The following is a 25121-nucleotide window of genomic DNA, read 5'->3' as shown; positions in this document are numbered from 1 at the left end:
GTGCAAGTCGACCAGGAATATGGGGCTGATCCATGCAGACGGTGATGATTTTCCTGGGGATAGGTGCGGGTGTTGCTTCAATGGTCCTGGCCATTCCGTCTCTGCGTCGTCGTACCAGTGCCGCAGAGTCGCTGTCTGTGGCAGCAACCGGGGCCGTGATATCCGGTTTGCTGGCGTTGGCTTTTTGTGGTGACGACCTCGCCGGTCCTGTTAGTGCACTCAATCTATTGGCGTCGGCGACCGGTGCCACAGCATTGCTGGGCTTAACGCTCACGTCAGGGCGGACAGGTACCCCACGTCACCAGCGCGACTAACTGCACAGACACGACTAACTGCACGGGGAAGGGGCCGTTCCAAGGAACGGCCCCTTCCTCGTGCACTTATGTCACCAATTCTGGCCAGTTGGGGAGATCACCAAATCGTTGACGGTGGTATTTGCTGGTTGATTAAGGACATAAACCACGGCGTCGGCGACGGCCTCCGGAGTAATGGCCAGTGCATTGAGCTCTTTGGCTGCTGCGCGTCCAGCGGGGTCGCCCACTTTGTCGGCCCACCCGGTGTCGATGACTCCGGGGCTGATAGTGCTGGCCTGAATACCGTGTTGTACTCCGAGTTCCTTGCGCATGCTCTCCGTGATGGCTCGTACGAAGAACTTGGTTGCGCTGTATACCCCGGCAGATTCGCCGATCTGATGACCCGCCACAGACGCCATGTTCAAGATGTAACCTGATTGACGCTCCAGCATGATGGGCAGGACAGCCTGGATACCGTTGAGATACCCCCGAATATTCGTATCGATCATCCGGCCCCAGTCGTTGACGGCTAAATCCTTCCAGGCGGAGAACAACATGAGTCCCGCGTTGTTGACCAAGATGTCGACGCCGCCAAAGGTCTCGACAGCATAATGGGCCAGAGCTTCCATATCTGCAGAATCCGTAACGTCGGCGATACGCGCTGCCGCGGTTCCGCCTGAGGCACGAATCTCCCCGACGAGGACGTCGAGGCGATCCTGGTCCCGGGCAGCGAGCACCAGATTCGCGCCATGTGCTGCCAAGGCCTTGGCAGCTGCGGCACCGATGCCTGATGATGCGCCGGTGATGATGATGGTCTTGTTCTGCAAGTGATTCATGGAGAGACCTTCCTACTTCTTGCGACGTTGTACGGCGTAGCCATATTGTTCGGGCCATTGGGGTTCGATGCCGAGCTCACTGGCAGCCTGCTGCGGCCAGTACGGGTTGCGGAGCAGCTCGCGGCCAAGGAATACGGCATCTGCTTGTCCGGTTTTCAGTATGTCCTCAGCCTGGTGGGCGTCGGTGATAAGTCCCACAGCACCGGTAGCAATTCCAGCTTGGTCGCGCGCTTGCCCCGCAAAGGGAACTTGATAGTTGGGGCGGGCAGGAATCTTGGCGTCCCGAACGATGCCTCCGGTGGAAACGTCAAGGAAGTCGACCCCGTGCGCCTGTAGTTCTTTGGCCAGACGGACGGTGTCGTCTGCGGTCCAACCCTCGCGGGGATCGTCGTCGTTCTCGCTTAGCCAGTCGGTGGCTGAGGTACGGAAGAAGACCGGGAGGTCCTGGGGCCAAACTGTCCTGACGGCGTCCACTACCTCGAGCGCAAAACGCATCCTGTTTTCGAAGCTTCCACCGTAGGCATCCGTGCGCTTGTTGGACGCCGGAGATAAGAATGAGTGGATCAGGTATCCATGCGCACCGTGAACCTCGACAACCTCAAAGCCCGCTTTGAGGGCCCGCTTTGCAGATTCGGCGAAGTCGGTGACGAGCTGCTTGATTTCGGCGACGGACAGCTCCGTTGGCAGAGACAGTCCCTGGAAGGCTTCCTGGCTGGGGCCCACAGCAGTCCAGCCGCCGTCGCGTTCGTCCAAGTAGCCGTCAGAAATCCAAGGCTTGTCAACGGACGCCTTTCGCCCCGCGTGGGCCAGTTGGATAGCGGGCACTGAACCATAAGACCGGATTGCTGCTGCTACACGGCCAAAAGACTCTTCTTGCTCGTCATTCCACAGCCCCAGATCCCACTGGCTGATGCGCCCGTCCGGCCGGACACCGGTGGCTTCGACCATGACCAGGCCGGCACCGCCTGCCGCACGACTGGCCAAGTGGGTCAAATGGAAATCCGTGGGGACGCCCGTTTCCGGGCCATTGGCAGCGGCCGAGTACATGCACATCGGGGACATCCAAACCCGGTTCGGAATTGTTAGATCCCGCAGCTTAAGGGGAGCGAAAAGGCTACTCAAGGAAATCTCCTTCTTGGTTCTGTGTGGAGGACGACGGCCAGCGTTGTTCGCAAGCCAACCTAAGTACGATAAGCCTCGTAGTATGCATATTGTCAAACTACGATGAGTGTCGTACCTTTGATGATGACCGACGAAAGGGACACCATGCGCTCTGCCGTAGCTACATCCGAGGCGCGCCTATTGGATCACCCCGAGTCTGAAGAGATTCGACTCGAGGCAGTTCTGCACGCGCTATCGGATCCCATCCGCCTGAAAATTGTCGGAGATCTGGCCATGGGGCACGATGACATGGCATGCATCGCATTTGAGCTGCCCGTGAGCAAATCCACGTCGACGCACCACTTCCGCGTACTTCGGGAGGCGGGCGTCATTCGACAGCACTACCGGGGAACATCCCGTATCAGCAAACTACGCAACGAAGACCTCCAGGCGAGATTCCCGGGACTGCTGGATGCGGTACTGCTGTCGTCGGCGGGCGCGTCAACGACGACGGAACGCACCGGGGATTGACATTCCGGATGGGTCATTCGGGTGTTGATGTGCGCGACTGAAAAGGCCGGCCCCTACTCCCCGACTGCAGCGAAGCGGGAACTGACAGTGCCAGGAAAGAACTAACTTGCCCCCACGGCCGAGTGCCCGCTGGGCGCACCTTCGGCATCCGTAGTGGTGAAACTGGCAAGCGCAATATCACCGGCGTTCTTCACGTGGGCACGGCACAGCCTGCTGGCTTCATCGGCATCTCGGCCGCGGATCGCCTGAACGATCTCGTCCAACTCAGCCACCGTCTGGTCAAATCGACCTGGAGAAGACAGCGTCATCCTACGCAGCATGGTTACGCGATTGTTCAACTGCTGGAGCATCTGGGCGAGCACATGGTTTCCGGACCCGGCGAAGAGAACTTCGTAGAACCCGTTCTTCGCCTGGAGTACGTTTATTTGGTTGGCAGCAATGTCCGACTCATGGAGTGTTCGAACAGAGGCGGCAAGCTTGTCGATTTCGGCGTCCGATGCCTTGAGCGTGAAGCAGTATGCGAGGTGCCCTTCGATGAGCCCCCGGGCCTCATAAATTTCACGGGCATCTTCTTCTGTGATCACCGCCACTGACGGGCCCTTGTGGACCACGTTGGTTATCAGCCCTTCGGCCTCCAATTGCTTCAGCGCCTCTCTCAGGAGAGTACGGCTAACACCGAGCCTGTCACAGAGGTCCCGTTCGATCAGCTTTTGCCCGGGCGTGAAGGCGCCGTACAAGATAGCGTCCCGCAGCGTGTTTTCGGCCAGTTTCCGCAGCGACATGTCGTCGCGCTGCAGCCTCAAACCCAGTGGTGACTCCATGGCAGCCTCCCCTCCCGTCGTGAATATGCCTTGACTTAGGGTACTACGAGCATGGCCGGAGCGGCCATAATGACTGGCGATCGGATTGTCCGACACGTCCTTGCATTTCATTCTCCTGGATCAGGCCTCTCGCGCCCCAAAGAGTCTATTGCCCTAACGACATCCCGCTCTTATACTCAAGCAAAGAGCTGTTTTGTATGACAAAAATGCATTGGGACAATCGTACTTGACAGTTTCTGGTGTGATCTGTACTCCTTCCCGAGGAGGGGATGGAGCAGATACCGACCGTAAGGACAAAGTAATGGTCAATGAAGACCTGAACCTCGATTCGGCCCCGAGAGCAATCGTGGCCGAGAATCACGAGACAGCAGTAGCAATCCAGGAGGTGAAGAAGTCCTTCGGGGAGACACAGGCCCTGCGAGGAGCAAGCTTCTCCGCGCGTGCTGGGGAAATCCACGCGATTGTCGGTGAGAACGGCAGCGGGAAAAGCACGCTGGCAAAAATCATGTCCGGCATCGTTCTCCCAGACGAGGGATCCGTGGACATCCATGGTCACCACGTGTCGAGTCCCGCCGAAGCACTCAAGACAGGCGTCGCGACCGTATTCCAGGAAGTTCTCGTCGCAGAAGGCGCCAGTATTTCGGACAATGTTTTCATCGGATCGCAGGGCGTATGGCGCTCCCGCATGTCCAGGAGCGAGCAGCACCGACGTGCAACCGATGTACTGGAGCAGCTTATGGGCCATTCCGTCGACGCCTCGGCATTGGTGGAAACCCTGAGTCTGGCAGACCGGCAATGGGTCACCATTGCGCGCGCCCTTGTCCGTTCCCCAAGAGTAGTCATCTTCGATGAGTCCACCGCGGCGCTCGACTTATCGGGGGCCGCACGGCTTTACGCCCAAATGGAGCGGCTCCGTTCCGAAGGTGTCTGCGTCGTGATTGTTACTCACCGTATCGCTGAGCTCACGACTTTCGCCGACAGTGCAACGGTTCTGCGCGACGGAATCGACGTCGGGATCCTCAGAGGCAGCGAGATCACCGAAACCCGCCTCATTGAACTCATGACCGGCGTCAAAGAGCGGAGCGGCCTGGCACCTCAATCCCGCAGGCTCTCCAAAGGCGGAACAGCAGATATCGTCCTTCAAGCCGCCGGCCTCGTGGCAACGCAGGGAGCACGTCCTTCGGACTTTGTGCTGCACAGTGGCGAGATCGTCGGCTTTGCCGGGCTGGACGGCCAAGGTCAGGCCGAGTTCCTCCAAACCCTCACCGGCGTTCGCCAGCCAATCAGCGGCGAAGTTACCGCCATTGCCAGGACCGGTGCGGAGCACCCCATCAGCAACCTGGCAGAGGCCATAGCAGCCAGAGTCTCCTACATTTCAGGCGATCGACGCAAGGAAGGAATTTTCCCAAATCTCAGCATTATCGAGAATTTTGGAATGCCGTTATACCGTCATCACCGCCGTGCCGGCGTCATCGACAGGACTGCCATCTCCGCCCGCTTTGATGCCATGTCCAAAACCTTGAAGCTACGGGCAGGCGCACCGTCGAATCCCATCACCTCCCTCAGCGGCGGTAATCAGCAAAAGGTCCTCATCGGTCGGGAACTGGCTCAAGATCCGCAGGTTGTTGCCCTCAACGATCCCGCAAGGGGAGTCGACATCAGCACAAAGCGTGAACTGTATGCCCAGTTGGAACATCTCGCCCTGGAAGGCGCCGGAATCATTTATCTCTCTACTGAGATTGATGAACTCATCGGGCTCTGCGACCGTGTGGCTGTTTTCCGCGACGGCGCACTCCTTGGTTGGGTGACCGGTGACAACATCACGTCCGACCGCGTTCTTGCCGGAATGTTCGGGCACCTTGAAGCAGACTTCGACGTCGAGAAAGCACTGGTGGAGCAGCAATGAAACAACAAAGCCGATTCGGCAGGTTCACCAGCAAATCTGCCTACGCATTCGCCGCGTGGGGTTTGCTTGCCGTCCTTCTCATCGTGTGCGCAGTTCGCGCGCCTTACCTCTTCACCGCCAGCGGAATCGGAGGGCTGCTCGTCTCGGCCGTACCTCTGGTCCTTGTGGTGATGGGAATTACCGTCACGGCCCTGGTGGGCAGTGGCGTCGATCTGTCCGCAGGTCCGCTGATGATCTTCGTCAATGTCACCCTTGTCAAAGTCCTCTTCGACCAGCAGATAGGGTCACCCGTTGCTGTCATCGCATGGGCACTTGGCATTGGAGTCTTGATACAAATCATCCAAGCCATCGTCATTACGGTCGCTCGCATCGAACCTGTGATCGTGACTCTGAGTGCATTCCTGGCACTGTCCGGGATCAACCTGGTCATCCTTGCACAACCGGGCGGACAAGCTCCGAGATGGCTCGCTGAATGGGGATCCGGCAGGTCGATACTCGCCCCCATGACGATAGTTCTGATCACGGCAATATTGGGTTGGTGGGCATTCACCAGGACCCAACTGTTCACGAACCTAAGGCTCGTCGGGTCGAACCAGCGCACCGCGTTCGTCAGCGGAGTACCCGTAACAATGATCCGCGTCGTCGCCCACGGTATTTCCGGGTTGCTGATTGGTGCGGGCGGCCTGGCCTACACCGGTCAAATAGCATCGGGAAACCCCACCCAAGGAGGCACCTACACACTCGCAGCGATCACGGCCTTAGTGCTTGGAGGCATCAGCCTTGCGGGTGGCCGAGGCGGCGTATTGGGCTCCATTCCCGGGGCCATCGCCGTCACCCTTATCTCATTCACTCTGACCACGTTCTCGCTGGGGTCATTGGCTTCATTCGTTGTGCAGCTCTCGTACGGCCTCATCCTGGTCGCAGCACTTCTGATCAGCGTGATAATCCCATCACTGTGGCGCAAGCGCCAGGAGGTAAAGGCATCATGACAACCGTCAAAGCGCAGCAACGCACCATCCGAGTACCGCTGCTGTCCAAGGCTTCGGGGCAAAAGAACGTCATCCTCGGGCTCATCATGCTGGCGGCATTACTTGCCGTCGGAGCCGCCACAGTACAAGGTTTCCTCTCTGGCTCGAATGTTCGCTCCATGCTGCTACTCGGCGCGTTCCTTGGCCTGGCATCGGTTGGGCAGACTCTCTGCGCGTTGCTCGGCGGGCTTGACCTCTCCATTCCCTACTTGATCGGTTCGGCCAACATCGGGACCCTCTACATGATCAGCTCTGGCGTGCCGGCAGGCATGGCGATCGTGATAACTCTTGTTCTCGGCATCGTCGTCGGCACGATAAACGGCCTCATAAGTCTCCATCTCCAGAATCAAGCTCTCATCGTGACACTGGGTGTTGGATTCGCCACGGTGGGGGCAACGCAGGTTCTCACCAGCGCAGGCGCATCGAATGCCGGGGGCACGAGCGGTGTAGTACCCGACTGGCTCGCCAACATTTCCTCGCTGAGCGGGGAAACGCTGGGTCTCCCTGTACCTCCAGTCATCCTCATTTGGCTTGTTCTCGCCGCTGCCCTGATCTTCATCATGCGTTCAACGTGGTTTGGTCGGAGCACCTACGCCTTAGGTGGAAACCGCTCAGCCGCGCGGCTCATGCTCATCTCGGAACCGCGCAGGTGGGTCACTGTCTACGCGCTTAGCGGCCTCTTCTCAGGAGCCACAGGAATACTCCTGCTCGGCTTCACTGGTGGAGCGTTCGTGCGTGTGGGCGATCCCTACCTGTTCCTCACCGTGGCCGCAGTTGCCGTGGGCGGAACCTCCTTGCTTGGCGGCAGGGGCGGATATGGCAGCACTCTCGTCGGCGTGCTCGTCCTGATCGCCTTGACCTCGCTGTTGGTGGGCTACGGCCTGAACAACAACGCGCAACAATTTGTACTCGGCCTACTGATCGTGCCCCTCGTCGGCTTCTACGCGCGCAATCCCCACATCAGACAGCAGATCTAACGCCCGACATCCAACTCAACTTTCTGCCCCGGGGAACTCCGGCAGTGGCGCCGTTCCCCGGGATCGACTGAAGACATGAAGGACCGAAATGACTAACCAGTATGAAGCAGACGAACACAGCGAACTATGGAATGACGGAATCAAGGTACGCCGGGAGGTTCTCGGAGATTCATACGTCAGCGGTTCCCTCGAGCGCACAGCCGGAACCGAAAGTGAAGCCCTTCAGACCCACATCACCGAAACAGTATGGGGTGCCGTGTGGACGCGACCCGGCCTTGACCGTCGAAGCCGAAGCCTCCTCAATATCGGCATGTTGGTCGCGCTCAACCAGCACCATGAACTTTCTGTCCACGTCCGGGGTGGCCTGAGGAACGGCTTAAAACCGAGCGAGATCGTAGAGTCAATCGTCCAGGCCACCGCCTATTGCGGTGCGCCTGCGGGACTCGCAGCGATGCGCGTCGTCCAGGAAACGCTCAATGAAGTTACCCGCTCCGCCAACGTCGACGAAGTCACAGGCGCCGATGCTGACGCCGAAGAGATCAAGACCATATAGGGCCCGAACAATGTCGTGATCGCCATCGACCGAAAGTACGCTCAAGCCCGGCTGGGAACTCCACCGGGCTTTTGCGTGCCCTTGCGCGATTCCCAATGAGGCCCCAAGTCGATTGGCGCTGCGGCGGACCGTGCCAAAGCAACCGGCTAACCAACGGACAGTCTGGCCGTATGCCGGCTGACGCAACGTCCTGTCAACGTTAAAGAGGTCGGTCGCCACGGCCCCAATTATTTGGGTGTCGCGACGACCGACGGGACTGCTGATTGCGAGCCTGGGCATCTATTGCGATGCACGAAGGAGAACCACGTGTTCTCAGCTTTATACGCTGCTCGCTAATAGGCCTTCTGTAAGAGCTCCCTTACATCATCGGCTGATACCGGTCGCGGTGCTTGACGAATGACGGCTTCCGCCTCGCCCATCGTCGCGCGAACAACGTTTTCCAACGCCTCCGGGCTCAGACCAAATTCACGGATTTGGCGCGGTACTCCCAGCTTGTCGAAGAGTAGCTCCAGCTCCTCAGGAGCCGACATCGCGTTCGTTGCTCCTCTTGCCGCTGCCATCGCGGTGGCCATTGTGGCCTGTTGGCTTGCGGTCGCTTCAGCGTAGAACCGCATAACGTGAGGCAGCGTGATGCAGGACGTTACGCCGTGAGGAACGCCGGCCGCACCCAACTGGTGGCCTATGGCATGGGATAACCCAACTGGTACGTTGTGAACTCCGACCAGTGACATCCAGGCCGCCTGCTGGCAGCGCAGAGCCGCTTCGTAGTCATGAGGGTCAGACGCCGTCAGGGGCAGATCCTCGGCCAGGGTGCGGAGAGCCGCAGTGCACAGCGCGGTGGTGAACGGGTGCGCATTCGTTGCATAAGCAATTTCGACCGCATGGTCGATGGCCCTGACACCGGTTGTGATCCACAATTTCCTGGGAGTTAGGGCACACAGCTCCGGATCCAGCACAACAATCCTGGGTGTAAGGGCGAGGTACCTGGTCAGTTCCTTGGTGTTGGTCGTGTCGTCGACAAAGGCGGCAACGCCATTCCACTCTGCCGCCGATAAGGTCGTAGGCACGGCGATGACAGGAAGCGGGATACCTTGCAGCTCCGGCAGCCCGTGGGAAATGCTGTAGCGCAGGAAGTCCTGCTCCGAATGAATACCCTCCCCCACTCCCAAGGCGGTGAGTTTTGCTGCGTCAACAGCGGAGCCTCCGCCTATGCCTATCACGACGTCGGCATGTGCGCTCTGAGCAATCTGCACAAGCTCAGCTAGTCGCTTGACTGGGTTATGGGCCTCGACCCTGCTGTAAACCGCTACGGCACTGGCTCCCAGCGCACTGACGAGATCATCGAATTGTTGGGTGGCGCTGATGGACTTGCCTGCTATGAGAAGGGCACGTTTAAGTCCTCGCCGCTCCAGTTCAGCGGGAATTTGCTGGATAGCACCACCGCCCTCGATGACTCGTTCGATACGCGGCATGTCGAAGACACGTGGTTGACTCATTCTTTCCTCCAATAGGGATTGGCACGCCCCGTTCCCGAGGCGCGCCAGCTCCTGTTATCTAGTTTTGACCCAGCATGGGGACTTGGCGAGGTAACCCCGCGGCAGGCCTCTCACCTGCATCAGCTACCGCCTGCTTCCGGCTGCCTCAGCCGCCTTCGATGCAGCTTCGGACTCCGGCACTGCCGGGATGGCCGAGCCTTGGCTGTCTGCCGCCTCAGCAGCACGGCTGGCCGGTGGAGTTGCCGGTCCCGAAACGGAAGCGTCGCCTGATTCCAGCTCGTTCAGGTAGCTCACAGCGTTCGCCCCTGCTACTCGACCAAAGGTCATGGAGCGAATTGACGACGTCGCCGGCGGGTACTCGTGGTAGAACAATCCCGTAATTTCGCCCGCTGCGTAGAGGCCTGGGATCGGCACTCCCCCGCCGGAGATGACCCTCGCCTCGGTATCTGTTTTGAGCCCACCAAAGGTGAACGTGATCCTCGCCTCAAGGGGGTATCCGTAATATGGCCCGGATTCGATCCGATTCGCCCAGTTGGACTTTGGCGGGACGAGACCTTCGGTGCTCAACCCGTCAAGGATTTCGGGTTGGAATGGTCCACCCGGGGTTGCCGCGTTGAATTCCTGAACGGTGGCTTCGAGTGCTTCCGGGCTGAGACCCAGCTTGCTTGCCAGTTCAGCCAGGGTCGCGCCCTCCTCGGGCTCCATATCGGTAGTCTCGTAGACCCAGCCTGGACGCATGCGTTCCATGACCGGCTTATCGGTGATGAAGTAGGCCTTCTGGTTCTGGTTTTTCCAGACTTCGTATGCCAGCAGTTCGAAGTGGGCAAACAGGTAGTCTTCGCCCTCGTCGAAGAAACGCTTGCCCTGTTGATTGACACAGATTCCATAGTTGTGGCCCCAAATGACTGAGTCCGGGCGACTGGTCCGCGAGTCGACTACCTCCGAGTGGAACATGTCGAACTGTCCAGCTGTGTCGGCCCCAATGTCCATGGCCATGCGGATACCGGCACCCTTGTTGCGGTGCAGCCCTGGAACGATTGGCTTAATGTCGACGGCGTTGTTGCCAAGGTACTGCGTCAACATTTCGGGGTTGCCTTCGAACCCGCCCGATGCAATCACGACGGCCTTCGAGCTCAGCGTTCGAAGGAGCCCGTCCTTACCTCGGACCACCACCCCGTTGACACGCCCTTCGTCTGAGATGCTGAGCTTTACGGCTTCCGTTTCGTAGAGGATCTCGGAATTATCAAACTTCTTGAAATGCGCGAGGAGGTTGTTGACGATTTGAAGACCGCCTCCGACCGGCCATTTGATGCTCTTGTCTGTTTCGTATTCAAGAGCCACATCCTTTTCCCAGTGCTGGTACAGCTCCACCCCATGGGCTTCCAGGTACTTGATGGTCCCGGGGACTTCGCGCTCGAGTGCCAGGCAGTATTCCAAGTCAGCCAGCCCCTTGGAAGTTTCCTGCACTCGGTCCTTCCAGGATTCGTCGAGCCTGCCGTCTTCGTAGACGCGAAGCCAAGCCATGGTCCAGCGGGACCCTCCGGAACGTTCGTCTTCTGCTCCGACTTCGACCAGCGCTACCCGGCCGGACCGACCTTCGTCGGCTGCCTTTTCGCAGTAGCTCAGAGCCGCGGAGGCCCCGGCAAAACCGCTACCAATTACGACCAGATCATACTCAGACATTTCTTGTGTTCTCCATCCATCATCTTTGATGTCTGTCAGCGCATCTGACAGCTTCTTGAGTTTGTTTCTCTTAGTAACTAGAGCTTCCGGTGATCAGCTATCTCCGAAGCGGAGTACGCCCGGCTTCTACGGCTTCTTCCAGGTAAAGGGATCACTTGGCTTCTCGAAGAAGGCATCAAGCTTGGTACCTGTAAGCCAGCCACCCTTGGGTTCCAACCAGCCATCGGCATTAGGGTCACAGTTCGATCCAAGCGCCTCCTTGGCTTCGTCGTAACTTATGGGAGACACGCTCAGCACTATGGACTGAATCTTGGGCCCCTGCTGCTGAAGGATGCGTACCGCCGTCTCGATGCCGAGTTCCATTTCACCCTTGGGCGGCCAAATGTTGTAGCCGGTGTCCGCGAATTCCGGATGATTCACCCAATAGCATGCAGCGCCCGTTTCTCCACCGATATTGATCGGTACCACAGGCCGGCCAGACTGCTGAAGCGCTTGCAAGGCGCCCGTAGCAGAGGCAGGCTGCGCGACAATGCCATCCAGCTGGCCCGGGTGGGTAGCCAGAAACTTCTGCACCTCGGTCTTCGTCACAGGCGCAGACCACATGCCGTTGACGGATCCCACAAGTTTGATGTCAGGGTATTCCTTGAGCGCATCCTGAACTCCGGCCTCAAAATCGATGGCATTGGTGGCTCCCGGCACACCCTGGACGTCCAAGACGTTGCCCTTGCCGCCGATCTTGTCGAAGACTGACTTAGCAAACACGCTCCCAGCCTGACGGTAGTTGGTCACGGCACTGACGGCGTAAGGCGAATCCACGTGCCCACTCCAGGCAACGAAAGGAACACCTTTTTCGTGGGCGTATTCAATTGACTGGTTGAGGGCTGTTTTTGCTGAGCAGCAAGCGATCAAAATGTCGACGCCTTGGTCAACGAGTTGCCGGATCTGCTGGTTCTGCACCGTGTCGTCGCCACCTGACTGGGCAACAATCACCTCTTTAATCAAGCCAGCCTTCTGGTACCGCGGAACCACATCGTTCATCAGGTGGTCCATGGCCGTCGTCTGCCAGGAATTTCCTGCGTACGGACTCGTATAGCCGATAGTCCATGGTGCCGGCCCCTTGGGTTGCCACCCCTCACCGTAGGGCGTTGTTCCGATCAACGCGTCAGCATTCTCATAGGCGGTCTGCGCATCAGCTGGAAGGGATGACAATGCAGACTCGGAAGACGTTGCAGCCCCCGAACCACCTGCCGGACCGAAGTCATTACCGCCGCCACAGGCAGTGAGCGCCAAGACCGATGCCAGGGCAAAAGCCGCTCCCGTACGCATGGCCAGTTTCTTCCCTCTGTTGGGAGGAGAAACACAATCGTGGTCTTCTTTGACCATTCTGAACTCCTTAGATGTTGGCTGACAACCACTACACGTCAGCCGGCGACGGATACGCGCCAACTCGTTTGTATGAAGAACGAATGTATGACAATCATAACGAGCTGTTCCATGAGTATAGGAGTGAGGCCAGTCACGCGCAATAGCGTTCGGACGCCTGCCGGGATCTTGAGGATTGGCCGATCGTCTGACAGTATGTCGATCGATCGCTATACGCCTTGAAGCTAGGGAATGGAGTGGCATGGAAAAAGATCAGCTGAAGGTCCGTGTACTTGAGACCGGGGTCATGGAAGCAGACATGGCCTGGCTCCTGTTGAAGCCGGGACGGATCATTGCGGACCGCAACAACAAGGAGCGTGAGTGGGGCGAAATCCCAACCCATGCAGTCTTGATTGAGCATCCCGAGGGTCGAATTCTCTGGGACACGGGCGTCCCCCGGGACTGGAGTTCCCGCTGGCAAGAGAGCGGCATGGATAATTACTTCCCAGTCAAGACTGAATCATCGAGTGAATCCGGATTCCTGGACTCTTCTCTTGCCCAAGTGGGTCTCGAGCCCGCCGACATAGACCTACTCATTCTTTCCCACCTGCATCTTGACCACGCGGGCAACGCTCGACTTTTCGACAACGGCAAGACCAAGATTGTCGCCAATCGTAAGGAACTGGAGGGAGTTCAGGAAATCATGGGCTCGCACCTTGGTGGGCACCTGAAGGCGGACTTCGAAGGCTTGAAGATCGATGCCATCGAGGGAGATACCGAGATTGTTCCTGGGGTTTCCGTCATAGACACTCCTGGACACACGTGGGGAACCATGTCTCTTCAGGTCGATCTCCCGGAAGACGGGACGAAAATCTTCACCTCCGACGCAGTCTACTTGCGGGACTCTTTCGGCCCACCGGCGGTAGGCGCCGCCGTCGTCTGGAATAACCTTCTCTGGCTTGAGTCGGTCGAGAAGCTCCGGCGAATCCAAGAGCGGACGAACGCCGAGATGATTTTCGGGCACGAATCCGAGCAGACGAGCCAGATACGGTGGGCGCACCAAGGTCACTACCAGTGATTCTTTATGACTTCCGATGCGCCAATGGACATGATTTCGAGGCTGGCCTCACATCGATGTTTGCCGACGACCCGAATTGCCCTTCATGTTCGTCTGACGCGAAGAGGAAACCTCCACGCGTAGGCCTCAGTGGCCGAGTCGATCCCGGGCCATCAAAAGAGGACCGCCCACGCAGCTGGCAACAGGTCAACGGCGGAGACCCGGACACTGTCCGCGCATGGCAACGAAGCATTGAGAAACGGGAAAAACTCGAAGATCACTACGCCGAACTTGCTGGAGATAATCGGCCGGTGTTGGCGCACGAGGGTATCTTTGCCGGCCAACCCCTCAGAGTTGGAGACGACATCAATGCCGCCATGAAGAGCGTTCCAAAGCATGGTGAACCCTGACAACCAGGACGAGGCTTCCCTTGTACTTGAGCCGGATGACTTCTCAGTGACAGCCGCAGGAGGCGCGCAGGATCAGTTCAGCGGGGAAGACCTTTGTCTGAACTTCCTCTGCGGGAGGTTCCAGCAGGGCGTCCAGCGCGGCTCGGGCCATATCCGCAACTGGCTGGGCGACCGTGCTGAGCCGGGGCCATGTGTATTCAGATTCGGGTGAGCCGTCGAAGGAAAAGACCGCCATGTCCTCTGGTACACGAACGCCGCCCTCGTGGAGGGCGCACAATAGTGCAACAGCCTGCTGGTCGGAGCTGACAAAGACTGCGGTGGGACGCTCGATTCGGGCAAGCAGCTCCTGGCCGGCATAGTAACCACCCTCCCGCGTAAACGGAACCCGAAGGACAGGGCCGGGGATGAGGCCGGCGTTCTCGATACCTTGGCGCCAACCAGCCTCGCGCGTGTCCCGATCACCGCCGGCGTTAGTACCCATGACAAGCCCAATGCGTTCATGGCCATGACCGATGAGATGCTCTACCGCCATGCGCGCTCCATCCTGGAAGGCCACACCGACGGAGCTGGCACCGTGCCCCTCCGCAGTGTGTTTCATGCTGGCGGGATCGCCTGCCGTCGCAAGGTCGGTGCCGTGGTTCAGGAGGACGACGGGAATGTCGGCCAATTCGAGGTCAATCAAATCGGGCTCCAACAGTTCACTCCACAGAAACAGGCCATCCACTCTTCGTGCTGCGAAGTTCTTTATCAGTCGGCGCTCTGTTCGCAATGAAGCCTGCGAATCCGCCAATAGGAGGGTATAGCCACGCTCGGCCGCAGCGTTCTCAACGGCGCGGGCGAGCATGGCGAAAAACGGATTCATGGCATCGGGAACGATCATGGCGAGCATCTCGCTGGACCCCAAAGCGAGTGCTCTGGCTGCCGCATTGGGCCGATAGCCCAGTGCCCTGATCGCCTGCCGCACCTTCGCTGTATTCGCAGGCGAGACTGCTCTGGGCCCACCGTTGACTACATAACTGACCACGGCGCTGCTGACCCCCGCCATTCTGGCGACGTCGTCGCGCGTGATGGGCTTGGCCTGTGAAGTCGGGTGCGGCATGGCAACCATGCTAGCTGTCTTTCACTTGGCGGTTTCGCGAAGTACCGGGTTGGGCAGCCCTGCGGGGGCTTCGCCGAAGTCGGGCACGGGCAGGCGTTCACCGCCGCGCAGGGCCGATTGGTGGGCCACGATGCCGGGCAACGTGTAACGGGCCGCTTCCCAAGCGTTGACCGGAGGGAGAGTGCCCGTATTGATGGCTGTGACGAAGTCATCAACGAGGAAGTGGTGGCTGCCCTCGTGTCCATTGGGCATGCCGCGGAACTCTGCTGGCAGCCGTTCGGCGTCGTGCACGGGCGCCATGCCGGAGATAAAGGCATCGCGAAGTGCGGGCGACACGTCGGCCAGCATGGGGTCATCGAGGTCCATGGTGGCCTGGGTCTTGAGCTGGTCACTGATGTCGGTTACTTCATTCTTGTCCTGCCAGACGCTGACCAGGGCGAGCTGTTCCATGCTTGCCTCTGTACCGAAGTAGCGGAAGCGGCTCTCGCGCAGGTGGGACGGGTACCCCACCCTGCGGAACTCGTTGATGCGCATGGACCCGCCGCCGTCGAGTTCGAACAAGGCGCTGGCGTTGGAGAAGTCGTTGCCAAACATGCTTACCTCGCGGTTAAAGACGCCATCTCCGCGCTCGTCCCGGACCCCGACGCAGCTGACACTAACGGCGTGACCGCCGGTTGCTCCGAGCACTCCGCCCACGGAGTGGGTCGGGTAGAGCATGGGCGGGTAGCTGGCTGTGGTCTTCCAGTTTTCTCCGCCACTGTACTGGTACGCGTCGTAGAAGCCGAGGTCCATGTCGTGGACGTAGTCGCCTTCGGCGTAGAAGATCCGCCCGAAGGCGCCCTCGGCGTTCTTGTTGCGGGCAAAAACGGTTGCGGGGTTGTAGTAGCTGGTCTCACCCATCATGTATGTCAGCCCGGTGTCCCGGACCGCGTCGATGATTTCTGCGATCTCCGCTTCGGAGATGGCCATCGGCACGGCGGAATAGACATGCTTGCCTGCCCGCAGCGCTTGGACCACCAGGGGCCCGTGCGTCCAGCGCTGGGTGAAGATTGCCACGGCGTCGACATCGCTTTCAAGCATTGACTCGAAGCTGTCGAACGTCCCTGCCGCACCTGCGCTGAGGCTTTGGGCCTCCGCACGCTCGGCGACGAGGTCGGTGAAGTAGATCTCTGAGATTCCGGGGTGGGCGGCGAAGAGCTTGGCAAAGACGCCAGAGAACTGTCCGGCGCCAACGATTCCAATTGAAGAAGTCATGAGAAGAAGTATGGACAAAAAATCTACGCGCGTCAATATTGCCAAAAAGAGTCAGCTGAGAACGCATCATTACCGTCAGACTATTGCCATATTCGAAACTACGCGCGTAGAGTGGCCGACAATTGTTGCCTGCCTCACAGGAGAGGGATCGAAGATGACCACCATCAGCAAACACCCACCCACCGCACCGCCGAAGATGCCGCAGCATTCAAGTCCGGGCCACCGCAAGGTCAAACTACCTGACACAAAGGTCGCACTGCTGTTTATACTTCCGGCGATGATCGGCCTCGTTGCCTTTTCACTCGTCCCCACCATCCGCGGCATCTACCTCAGCTTCACGGAATACAGCATCCTGGGTGAGCCCACATGGGTCGGGGTGGACAACTACACCGCGATCTTCAAGGATGAACTCTTTTGGAACGCCATGGGCGTCACCCTCCAGTACGTCGCCCTCAACATTGTCTTTCAGACCGTGATCGCCTTGGGCTTGGCCCTACTGATGCACCGGGTGGCCAAATCCACCTTCATCCGAGGGGCGCTGTTGCTGCCGTTCCTGGTGGCCAACGTCATTGTCGCCCTCCTCTGGTTCTGGATGCTCGACTATCAAATCGGCATCGTCAACGAAATCATCAGCTGGATGGGTCTCCCCCGCGTCGCCTTCTTCGGCAGCGAACAATGGGCCATTCCCACCATCGCCTTCGTCAACGTCTGGCGGCACATGGGCTACACCGCGCTGCTCATCTTCGCCGGGCTCCAGGCCATCCCCCACCATGTCTACGAGGTGGCCTCCCTGGATGGAGCCTCCCCCTCCAGGACCTTTTGGAGCATCACCATGCCACTCTTGCGCCCGGTCTTGGCACTGGTCCTTGTGGTCACCGTGATCGGATCATTCCAGGTCTTCGACACCGTCGCGGTTACCACCGGCGGCGGTCCGGTCAATGCCACCCGCGTCATCCAGATGTACATCTACCAAAAAGCCTTCGGCGAATCGGACTTCGGCTATGCCTCCGCCCTGTCCGTCATTCTCTTCGTGATTCTCGCACTTGTGGCCTTCCTCCAGATGAAGTTCCTCAAGGGCAACGAATCAGATCTGGACTAAGGAAACTCAGCCATGACTACTCAAACATTTAGGGTCCGCAAGGCACTCAATTGGCGCCGTATCGGCGCTTGGATTGCCATCGTCGTCGCGCTTGTCATCACCATTTTCCCGTTCCTCTGGATGCTGCGCACCGCACTGTCCAGCAACCACTCCTTGGCGTCCAACTCCGGGAGCCTCTTACCTGCAGACTTCTCCTGGGGCGCCTTCAAGCGTGTCTTTGGAATGCAGACCACGGAGGAGGCCATCGCCGATGGAGGCTCCGGTGCAGCGATCGACTTCTGGCTGTACTTGCGCAACTCGATACTCTTCTCAACCGTGACAACCGCAGCGCAGGTCTTTTTCAGCGCTCTTGCCGCCTACGCCTTCGCCCGCCTGCGCTGGCCGGGACGCGAGAAGGTCTTCTCGGTGTTCCTGGCCACGATGATGATCCCCGGAATCTTCACAGCACTGCCCAACTTCCTCATGATCAAGAACCTCGGGCTGTTGAATACGTTCGCCGGCATGACACTGCCGTTCCTCTTCATGTCGGCCTTCGCCATCTTCTTCCTCCGCCAGTTCTTCCTCAGCATGTCCCGCGAAGTTGAAGAAGCGGCAATGCTCGACGGCGCCAAACACCTGCGCATCTTCTTCCAGATTGTGCTTCCCAACGCCGCCGCCCCCATCGCGACCCTGGCGCTGCTGACCTTCATCGGTCAGTGGAACGAATACTTCTGGCCCCTGCTGGTGGGCAACGATGAGAGCATCCGCGTCCTCACCGTGGGACTCAGCGTCTTCAAATCACAATCCCCCCAAGGCGCCCCGGACTGGTCCGGCCTCATGGCGGCCACCATCGTTGCGGCAGTGCCCATCCTCATCCTGTTCCTCGCCTTCGGCAAGAAGGTAGTCAACTCCATCGGATTCTCCGGCATCAAATAGCCCGCTGGGCCCAACCGCATAACCTCACTCCCCTACCGCTCCGGGCATCCTCATGCCCTCTTCGAAAGGTCCATCATGAAAAGAACTCTTGGTGCCGTCACTGCCGCCGCAGCCATCGCCATCTCCCTCGCCGCGTGCAGCGGCGGGTCCTCCACCACCGCAGGTGAGGCCAAGGGCGACATCAACTACTGGCTGTGGGATGCCAATCAGCTCCCCGCTTACCAGCAATGCGCGTCGGACTTCACCAAAATCAACCCGGACATCAAAGTCAAAATCACCCAGCGCGGATACGGGGACTACTGGACCACGCTGACTAACGGCTTTGTGGCCGGAAACGCCCCGGACGTCTTCGCCAACCACCTGTCCAAGTACCCCGAGTTTGCCGACAAGAAGCAACTCCTGGCCCTCGACGACGCCGTCAAGAAGGACGGCATTAAACTGGACGTCTACAATGAGGGTCTCGCTGACCTATGGGTGGGCCAGGACGGCAAACGCTACGGGCTACCCAAGGACTGGGACACCGTAGCCATGTTCTACAACAAAGCCATGACAGACGCAGCCGGGATCACCCCGGAACAAATGGCCAACCTCGATTGGAACCCCAAGGACGGTGGCAGCTACGAAAAGGCCATCGCACACCTGACCCTGGACAAGAACGGCAAGCGCGGAGACGAAGCAGGGTTCGACAAGAACAACGTAGCCACTTACGGGCTCGGCCTGGAGAGCTCAGGTACCGGCCAGGGCCAGACCCAGTGGAGCTTCCTCACCGGCACCACCGGGTGGACCCACACGGACAAGAACCCGTGGGGCACCAAATTCAACTATGACGACCCCCGATTCCAGGACACCATCAAGTGGTGGGCCGGCCTCGCGGACAAGGGCTACATGCCCAAGCTTGAAACCACCGTTGGCGCCAGCGTTTCTGATGCCTTCGGCGCCGGCAAGGCAGCCGTCAACACCCAAGGTTCCTGGATGATCGGCCAGTACACCAGCTACAAGGGCATTGAAACCGGAATCGCACCCACCCCCAAAGGACCTGACGGCAAGCGCGCCAGCATGTTCAACGGTCTGGCGGACTCCGTCTGGGCCGGCACCAAAAACCCGGCCGCATCCGTTAAGTGGGTGGAATACCTGGCCTCCAGCGCCTGCCAGGACGTTGTGGCCTCCAAGGCCGTCGTATTTCCCGCCATCAAAACCTCTTCGGAGAAAGCTGCCGAAGCCTTCAAAGCCAAGGGCACCGATGTCAGCGCCTTCACCACGCAAGTGACGGACGGAACGACATTCCTCTTCCCCATCACCGAAAACGCGGCGAAGGTCGAGGGCCTCATGGGCCCCGCCATGGACGCAGTGGTGTCCGGCAAGAAGGACGCAAGCACCCTGAGCGAGACCAACGAAAAGGTAAACGCCCTCTTCAAGTAAGCATCCGACGAAGGAGGGGCGCAACCTCTGGGCTCCGTCCCTCCTTCCTTGACGACCACGCGGGACATTAGCGGCGCCATCAACAACCTGAAGTTCACCACGGAAGAGCTCCCGGCGATCGACGAATTCGCCGTGGAATGCGAAATCAACCTGTAGGCACGAAAGTAGCCTTCGACGTCGGCAGGCGGTTCAACATGGCCGCGCCGACATTGCCGGTTAACCATGGCACAACGGACATCTTGCCCAACGTCGCACGGACGGAATTGTCCCAACTGCGTTCGCATCACGCCCTAAGTTCACCCTCATGAAAGGACATCATCGTGGAACCCCTCCACCTCCGATCCGCTGGCACCAGCTTGGTCATCAGCTTCGACAACCAAGAAGCCGAGGTCATCCACTGGGGCGCAGATCTCGGCGGCATCCTGCCGGACCTAGCCATCCTCACAGCGGCTATCCCGCCGTCGTCACTCGACGCCGCCGTTCGCACTGGACTACTGCCCCAGGCTTCAGCTGGCTGGCGGGGACGTCCCGCCCTCCGCGGCCACCGCATCGCCGACGGCGTCTCCGGCCTTGACTTCTCGCCCCGCCTCCGCGTCGTACGCGCTGACACCGACGGCACGTCCGCTTCGATTGTTCAATCCGATCCCGATACCGGACTTACTGTCGCCTCCGCCCTTACACTGCACGACGGCGGTCTGCTGGAGTTGCGTCACACTGTCACCAATGACGGCACCACGCCTTACCAGATCGACGAGCTGGCGACTGTCCTGCCTGTCGCGCAGGACGCCGTCGAAATCCTCGACCTGACCGGACGCTGGTGCAGGGAACGGCACCCACAGCGGCGCCCAATCCAGCAGGGCACCTGGGTTCGCACTGGTCGGCACGGCCGCACAGGGCACGATTCGTCGCTCCTTTTCGCCGCAGGCACCGCCGGCTTCGGCAACCGACACGGCAAGGTCTGGGCCACGCACTTAGCTTGGAGTGGCAACCACGAGCAGTTCGCGGACAGCATCGGCGACGGCCGCACCATGATCGGCGGCTCGGAGCTCTTGGGACCTGCCGAGATCGTCCTAGCGCCGGGCGGGAGCTACACCACTCCGGCGCTCTTTGCTGCGTACTCGGACCGAGGCCTTGACGGCATCACTGAGGCGTTCTATGGCTGGTTCCGTTCACGGCCCCATCACGTCTTGCCGGCCGCTACCACCGGTCTGCCGGCGGGTAAGCCTCGCCCGGTGGTACTAAATGTTTGGGAAGCGGTCTACTTCGACCATAACCTGGCCACATTAATGGAGTTGGCCGAGTCCGCTGCGGAGCTTGGTGTTGAACGCTTTGTGCTCGACGACGGCTGGTTCCGCGGACGCCGTGACGACCGCGCCGGCCTGGGCGACTGGTACGTCGACGAATCACTCTGGCCCGACGGCCTCACGCCGCTGATCAATGCCGTGACGTCCCGGGGCATGGAGTTCGGCCTCTGGGTGGAACCGGAAATGGTCAACATCAATTCCGATATTGTCCGTGCGCACCCCGAATGGATTGTTGGCCCGTCCGTCCAGAGCTACAAGGACGGCGGCCATCTGCCACTTGAATGGCGGCAGCAGCACGTCATCGACCTCGTCAACCCGGATGCGTGGCAGTACATTTACGATCGCATTGACGCCCTCCTGAGTGAGAACAACGTCAGCTACCTCAAGTGGGACCAAAATCGCGACCTGCTGGAACATGGTCATGCCGGACGCTCCTCCGTCCACGAACAGACCCTCGCCGCTTACCGTCTGTTCGACGAACTCCGCAAGGCCCATCCCGGCGTCGAAATTGAGAGCTGCTCCTCAGGTGGCGCCCGCGTTGACCTCGGAATCCTGGAACGCGCAGACCGCATTTGGGGCTCGGATTGCAACGACGCCCTGGAGCGTCAGATCATCCAGCGCTGGACCGGCATGGTGGTTCCACCGGAGTTGGTTGGCGCGCACATTGGACCCACCACGTCACACACCACCGCGCGCACGCACGACCTGTCCTTCCGGGCCATCACGGCCCTGTTCGGCCACTTTGGTATGGAATGGGACGTTCGCACTGTGACTGGCGCTGAGCGGGAGGAGCTCAAACGCTTCATCGGGCTCTACAAGGAACACCGCGGTCTTATCCACAGTGGACGAATGGTGCGCGCCGATGTACCGGACGAGTCGCTGATGCTTCACGGCGTAGTGGCCCCCAGCGGCACCGCCGAGGGCACGACGGCGGGGCTCTTCGCCTTGGTCAGCGCACGCACGGCGGCCGCTGAACAGCCAGGCCGGATCTCCGTCCCGGGGTTGGAGCTGACCCGGGACTACCGCGTGGAGGCCATCTTCCCGGCCTCTGGTGACGCGGACTATTCGCATACGTTTACCCAGGTCCGGCCTCCAGCATGGCTAGCGGAAGGCGCGGTTGCAAACGGGCTGTTCCTGGCCGAGGTTGGGTTACCTATGCCCGCCCTCAACCCGGAACACGCACTGCTGCTCGAAGTAACCGCACTGTAAACAGCGCACAGGGGCGGCCCCGCCGTTTCCACCGCTCTTGGCGGAGGTGGAATCGGCGGGGCAGTCCCGTGAGTCAACTAGGACGTGGACAACCTCACTACACCCGGAAGCACGCGGCCGACCGTTGCCGAGTTCTCACCTCGAAATGACCCTGCACATACAGAGCGCTTCCGAATCCGCGTCATGTCGTTTGGGTAACTCACATGACATGAACAGAAGTAGGGCGAAGGAGGGACAAAGCAATGGCTGCGATCAGTCACAATAAAGATGATTTAAGTGTGGACACTGTCCACACCCCCTTTGGCCTGACAAAGCGTCCGCCAGCCACGTGTGTTCAGCCTAGGAACGAGTCGATATCGAGAATGTCTGTCGAAGGATCCCTATGGTCATGTTGCGCTCAGTCCTCCTACCCATGAAGAGGTGTAGGCCAACCACGACCTAACTGACCAACGAAGAAAGGAAACGCATAACCCCAGTTCACAGCAAGCGGAGGGCCACCAGCCAGGACCATGAACCCGCTCCCCCACAACCAAACAGGCGACCCGCGGCGCCAGGCACACCCCGCGGCCAGCGTCAGAGGGACGCAACCACAAGCCATGTCGACACGTTAAAGCAACAACCCCTCTGACGAGGGGTCATACTGTGCCCGAGGTGGGACTCGAACGGGATTCCGAGCCTTGGTAGCACTGGGAAGTGGCGGAAACATGCGGAATCCGGGCCAGTCCGGCGGCTGTAAGAGACAGTCCGGGGTGGAAAGTGTGGACATTGTCCACACTTCGTTTTGCCCCAGACGGCGTTCGTCGCATCGCCGCCCATGGCGAAGCAAACGCATTGCACGGCGGTCTGTGCACCACGTACACGTCGGCTACCGCAAGTGCGGACCGGAATTGGGCAAGAAACCTTCATCAGATTCCTCGGGACTGCCCCCGGTTTTGTTGACTCCTTGACCTAGCGAGCTTGTGCTCGTGGAAGGATGTTGACCATGCCCACGGCTTATGGGGCGGAGTTCCGCCAGGATGTTATTGATGTGGCCCGCAAGGGCGAGGCGCCGCTGGCGCAGATAGCGAAGGATTTCGGGCTTTCGGTCACGACGCTCAAGCGCTGGATTGCCATCGCCGACCGTAAGGAATCCGGGGCCGGCCCGGCGGCGACGGAGTCGGCCGAAATGCGGGAGCTGAAGAAGCGGAACCGCCTGTTGGAGCAGGAGAACGAGATTCTGCGCCGGGCCGCGGCCTATCTGGCCAGGGACATAAACCCAAAATGATCTACCCGCTGGTCACGGATCTTGCCGCCGACGGTGTTCCCGTGGCGGTGACCTGCAGGGTGTTGGGATTCAGCAAGCAAGGGCTATTACCGGTGGAGGGCCAGCCCGGTGACCGAACGGGACTGGATCGATGCGCACCTCGTCAACGCCGCCCGGGACATCCATGCCGAGGATCCTGCGTTCGGGTACCGGTTCATCGCCGATGAGCTCCCGGAGAAGGGCATCGAGGCGGGTGAGAACAGGGTCCAGCGCCTGTGCAGGGACCACGGCATCTGGTCAGTGTTCTCGAAGAAGCGGGGCCTGAACCGGAAGCCGGGGCCACCGGTCCACGACGACCTGGTGGAGCGGGACTTCACCGCCGCCGCCCCCAACGAGCTGTGGCTGACGGACATCACCGAACACCCCACTGCCGAGGGGAAGCTTTACCTCTGCGCGGTGAAGGACGTCTACTCCGGAAGGATCGTCGGCTACTCGATGGACTCGCGGATGAAGTCCTCGCTTGCCGTCGCCGCCTTGGAGAACGCGGTGCGGGCGCGCCGCCCGGCAGGGACAGTGGTGCACTCGGATCGAGGGTCCCAGTTCCGGTCCCGTCGATTCGTCGAATCACTCCGGCACAACGGGCTCACCGGATCGATGGGCAGGGTCGGGGCGTGCGCGGACAATGCCGCGATGGAATCGTTCTTCTCGCTGCTGCAGAAGAACGTACTGGACCGTCAGCGGTGGCTCACCAGGCAGGACCTCCGGCTGGCCATCACGACTTGGATCGAAAGGACCTACCACCGCCGGCGACGGCAAAGACGGCTAGGAAAACTCACGCCCATCGAATATGAAACAATCAACCGGACCGCGCTCACTGCGGCCTAAGACCCCGAGTCAACAAAAGCCGGGGCAGTCCCCATCGGCAATGGAGGCTTCACGACGTCAACCGCGAGCCAAAACCAAGAACTTTGACGAAGGATCTCGAAGTCATGTTGCGATCAGTCCCCCTACACATGAAGAGGTGTAGCCCAAACACGACCTACCCGACGAGCCAAGAGAGGGAGGAACGCATAGCCCCAGTTCATAACGAGTGGAGGGCGCACCAGCCGACGCCTTGGACCTGCTCCCCCACAACTGAACACGCCAACCGGCGGCCAGGCACAAGCCGGACCTCACACCAGAGACTCGTGTCAACAATTGTCAACACTTTAAAGCAAAAACCTCCTCTGACGAGGGGGTATGCCGTGCCCGACGTGGGGCTCGAACGGTATTTCTAGCCTTGAAAAGGCTGGGACGTGGCGGAAACATTCGGAATCCGGGGCAGTCCGGCGGCGCTATGAGGCAGTTTGAAATGGAAGGTGCGGCATTGTCCACATGCCTTTTTGCCCATCAGCCAGTCTGTGCCGCGATGTGCGCTCCATGCTGCGTCGTCCCCCAGCTGGAGATTCATTTGGCAGCCCCACCTTTTGCGTCTAAGGGCTCCACAGGAAGTACCCCCCTTTCTACCCCTGTCATCGTGCAAACC

At 59.8% G+C, this 25121-nt stretch carries 19 protein-coding genes and 1 pseudogene; 11 read left to right on the top strand and 9 right to left on the bottom strand.

Features of this window, described 5'->3' with window-relative positions; genetic code table 11:
* Positions 1–385: 385 nt before the first annotated feature.
* Both QRN07_RS16055 and QRN07_RS16050 read right to left on the bottom strand, forming a co-directional pair.
* The gene (locus QRN07_RS16055; protein WP_285241560.1) at positions 386–1129 is read right to left on the bottom strand and encodes an SDR family oxidoreductase; all 744 of its coding nucleotides are present in this window, start codon (positions 1127–1129) and stop codon (positions 386–388) included.
* Between the two features lie 12 nt (positions 1130–1141).
* Complete coding sequence (locus QRN07_RS16050) at positions 1142–2251, bottom strand: NADH:flavin oxidoreductase/NADH oxidase (RefSeq protein WP_285241559.1); 1110 nt, start codon at positions 2249–2251, stop codon at positions 1142–1144.
* 102 nt (positions 2252–2353) lie between these two features.
* Between QRN07_RS16050 and QRN07_RS16045 the strand changes: the two genes are divergently transcribed.
* Positions 2354–2761 carry an ArsR/SmtB family transcription factor gene (locus QRN07_RS16045; RefSeq protein WP_350224299.1) on the top strand — a complete coding sequence of 136 codons (408 nt, stop codon included), beginning with the start codon at positions 2354–2356 and terminating at the stop codon, positions 2759–2761.
* A gap of 101 nt (positions 2762–2862) precedes the next feature.
* Here the strand turns inward: QRN07_RS16045 and QRN07_RS16040 are convergent, their stop codons facing one another.
* Positions 2863–3582: a GntR family transcriptional regulator gene (locus QRN07_RS16040; protein WP_285241558.1), complete on the bottom strand. Its 720-nt coding sequence runs from the start codon at positions 3580–3582 to the stop codon at positions 2863–2865.
* Between the two features lie 301 nt (positions 3583–3883).
* On the opposite strand from QRN07_RS16040, the gene QRN07_RS16035 reads away from it, so the two are divergent.
* From QRN07_RS16035 to QRN07_RS16020, 4 genes are all read left to right on the top strand, one after another.
* Positions 3884–5488, top strand: a complete 1605-nt coding sequence (locus tag QRN07_RS16035; RefSeq protein WP_285241557.1) for a sugar ABC transporter ATP-binding protein — start codon at positions 3884–3886, stop codon at positions 5486–5488.
* Positions 5485–6477, top strand: coding sequence for an ABC transporter permease (locus QRN07_RS16030; RefSeq protein ID WP_285241556.1), 993 nt, complete (start codon positions 5485–5487; stop codon positions 6475–6477). The genes QRN07_RS16035 and QRN07_RS16030 overlap by 4 nt, the downstream gene beginning before the upstream one ends.
* Positions 6474–7493: an ABC transporter permease gene (locus QRN07_RS16025; RefSeq protein WP_285241555.1), complete on the top strand. Its 1020-nt coding sequence runs from the start codon at positions 6474–6476 to the stop codon at positions 7491–7493. Before QRN07_RS16030 ends, QRN07_RS16025 begins: the two co-directional genes overlap by 4 nt.
* Positions 7494–7581: 88 nt before the next feature.
* Positions 7582–8046 (top strand): carboxymuconolactone decarboxylase family protein, encoded by a 465-nt coding sequence (locus tag QRN07_RS16020; protein WP_285241554.1) that lies wholly within the window; start codon positions 7582–7584, stop codon positions 8044–8046.
* Between the two features lie 332 nt (positions 8047–8378).
* Here the strand turns inward: QRN07_RS16020 and QRN07_RS16015 are convergent, their stop codons facing one another.
* The 3 genes from QRN07_RS16015 to QRN07_RS16005 all read right to left on the bottom strand — a co-directional run bounded on the left by QRN07_RS16015 (position 8379) and on the right by QRN07_RS16005 (position 12608).
* Positions 8379–9542: an iron-containing alcohol dehydrogenase gene (locus QRN07_RS16015; protein WP_285241553.1), complete on the bottom strand. Its 1164-nt coding sequence runs from the start codon at positions 9540–9542 to the stop codon at positions 8379–8381.
* A 123-nt stretch (positions 9543–9665) separates the two neighbouring features.
* Positions 9666–11225 (bottom strand): FAD-binding protein, encoded by a 1560-nt coding sequence (locus tag QRN07_RS16010; RefSeq protein ID WP_285241552.1) that lies wholly within the window; start codon positions 11223–11225, stop codon positions 9666–9668.
* Positions 11226–11351: 126 nt separating this feature from the next.
* Positions 11352–12608, bottom strand: a complete 1257-nt coding sequence (locus QRN07_RS16005) for an ABC transporter substrate-binding protein (RefSeq protein ID WP_285241551.1) — start codon at positions 12606–12608, stop codon at positions 11352–11354.
* A 241-nt stretch (positions 12609–12849) separates the two neighbouring features.
* Here QRN07_RS16005 and ahlD point away from each other — a divergent pair, with 241 nt between their 5' ends.
* Entirely contained in the window at positions 12850–13665 is an 816-nt protein-coding gene (gene ahlD, locus QRN07_RS16000) for an N-acyl homoserine lactonase AhlD (RefSeq protein ID WP_285241550.1), read from the top strand.
* A 152-nt stretch (positions 13666–13817) separates the two neighbouring features.
* On the opposite strand, the gene QRN07_RS15995 is transcribed toward ahlD, so the two are convergent.
* Genes QRN07_RS15995 through QRN07_RS15985 form a run of 3 tightly spaced genes read right to left on the bottom strand, consistent with a single transcriptional unit; the run spans position 13818 to position 16407 of the window.
* Positions 13818–14042 (bottom strand): hypothetical protein, encoded by a 225-nt coding sequence (locus QRN07_RS15995; protein ID WP_285241549.1) that lies wholly within the window; start codon positions 14040–14042, stop codon positions 13818–13820.
* A gap of 55 nt (positions 14043–14097) precedes the next feature.
* Positions 14098–15153 (bottom strand): LacI family DNA-binding transcriptional regulator, encoded by a 1056-nt coding sequence (locus tag QRN07_RS15990; RefSeq protein WP_285241654.1) that lies wholly within the window; start codon positions 15151–15153, stop codon positions 14098–14100.
* Positions 15154–15174: 21 nt separating this feature from the next.
* Positions 15175–16407: a Gfo/Idh/MocA family protein gene (locus QRN07_RS15985; protein ID WP_285241548.1), complete on the bottom strand. Its 1233-nt coding sequence runs from the start codon at positions 16405–16407 to the stop codon at positions 15175–15177.
* Between the two features lie 196 nt (positions 16408–16603).
* Here QRN07_RS15985 and QRN07_RS15980 point away from each other — a divergent pair, with 196 nt between their 5' ends.
* The 5 genes and pseudogenes from QRN07_RS15980 (at position 16604) to QRN07_RS15960 (ending at position 24481) form a co-directional block, all read left to right on the top strand.
* On the top strand, positions 16604–17506 hold the full coding sequence (locus tag QRN07_RS15980) for a carbohydrate ABC transporter permease (protein WP_285241653.1): 903 nt from the start codon (positions 16604–16606) through the stop codon (positions 17504–17506).
* Positions 17507–17518: 12 nt separating this feature from the next.
* Complete coding sequence (locus tag QRN07_RS15975) at positions 17519–18421, top strand: carbohydrate ABC transporter permease (RefSeq protein WP_285241547.1); 903 nt, start codon at positions 17519–17521, stop codon at positions 18419–18421.
* A gap of 75 nt (positions 18422–18496) precedes the next feature.
* Complete coding sequence (locus QRN07_RS15970; protein ID WP_285241546.1) at positions 18497–19840, top strand: ABC transporter substrate-binding protein; 1344 nt, start codon at positions 18497–18499, stop codon at positions 19838–19840.
* A gap of 320 nt (positions 19841–20160) precedes the next feature.
* Entirely contained in the window at positions 20161–22353 is a 2193-nt protein-coding gene (locus tag QRN07_RS15965) for an alpha-galactosidase (protein WP_285241545.1), read from the top strand.
* A gap of 982 nt (positions 22354–23335) precedes the next feature.
* Positions 23336–24481: pseudogene (locus tag QRN07_RS15960) on the top strand (IS3 family transposase).
* Positions 24482–25121: the final 640 nt, after the last annotated feature.

The sequence above is a fragment of the Pseudarthrobacter sp. MEB009 genome (genome assembly GCF_030208875.1).
In the GTDB taxonomy this organism is placed as follows: Bacteria; Actinomycetota; Actinomycetes; order Actinomycetales; family Micrococcaceae; genus Arthrobacter.
This window is presented reverse-complemented; position numbering and strand designations above follow the sequence as displayed.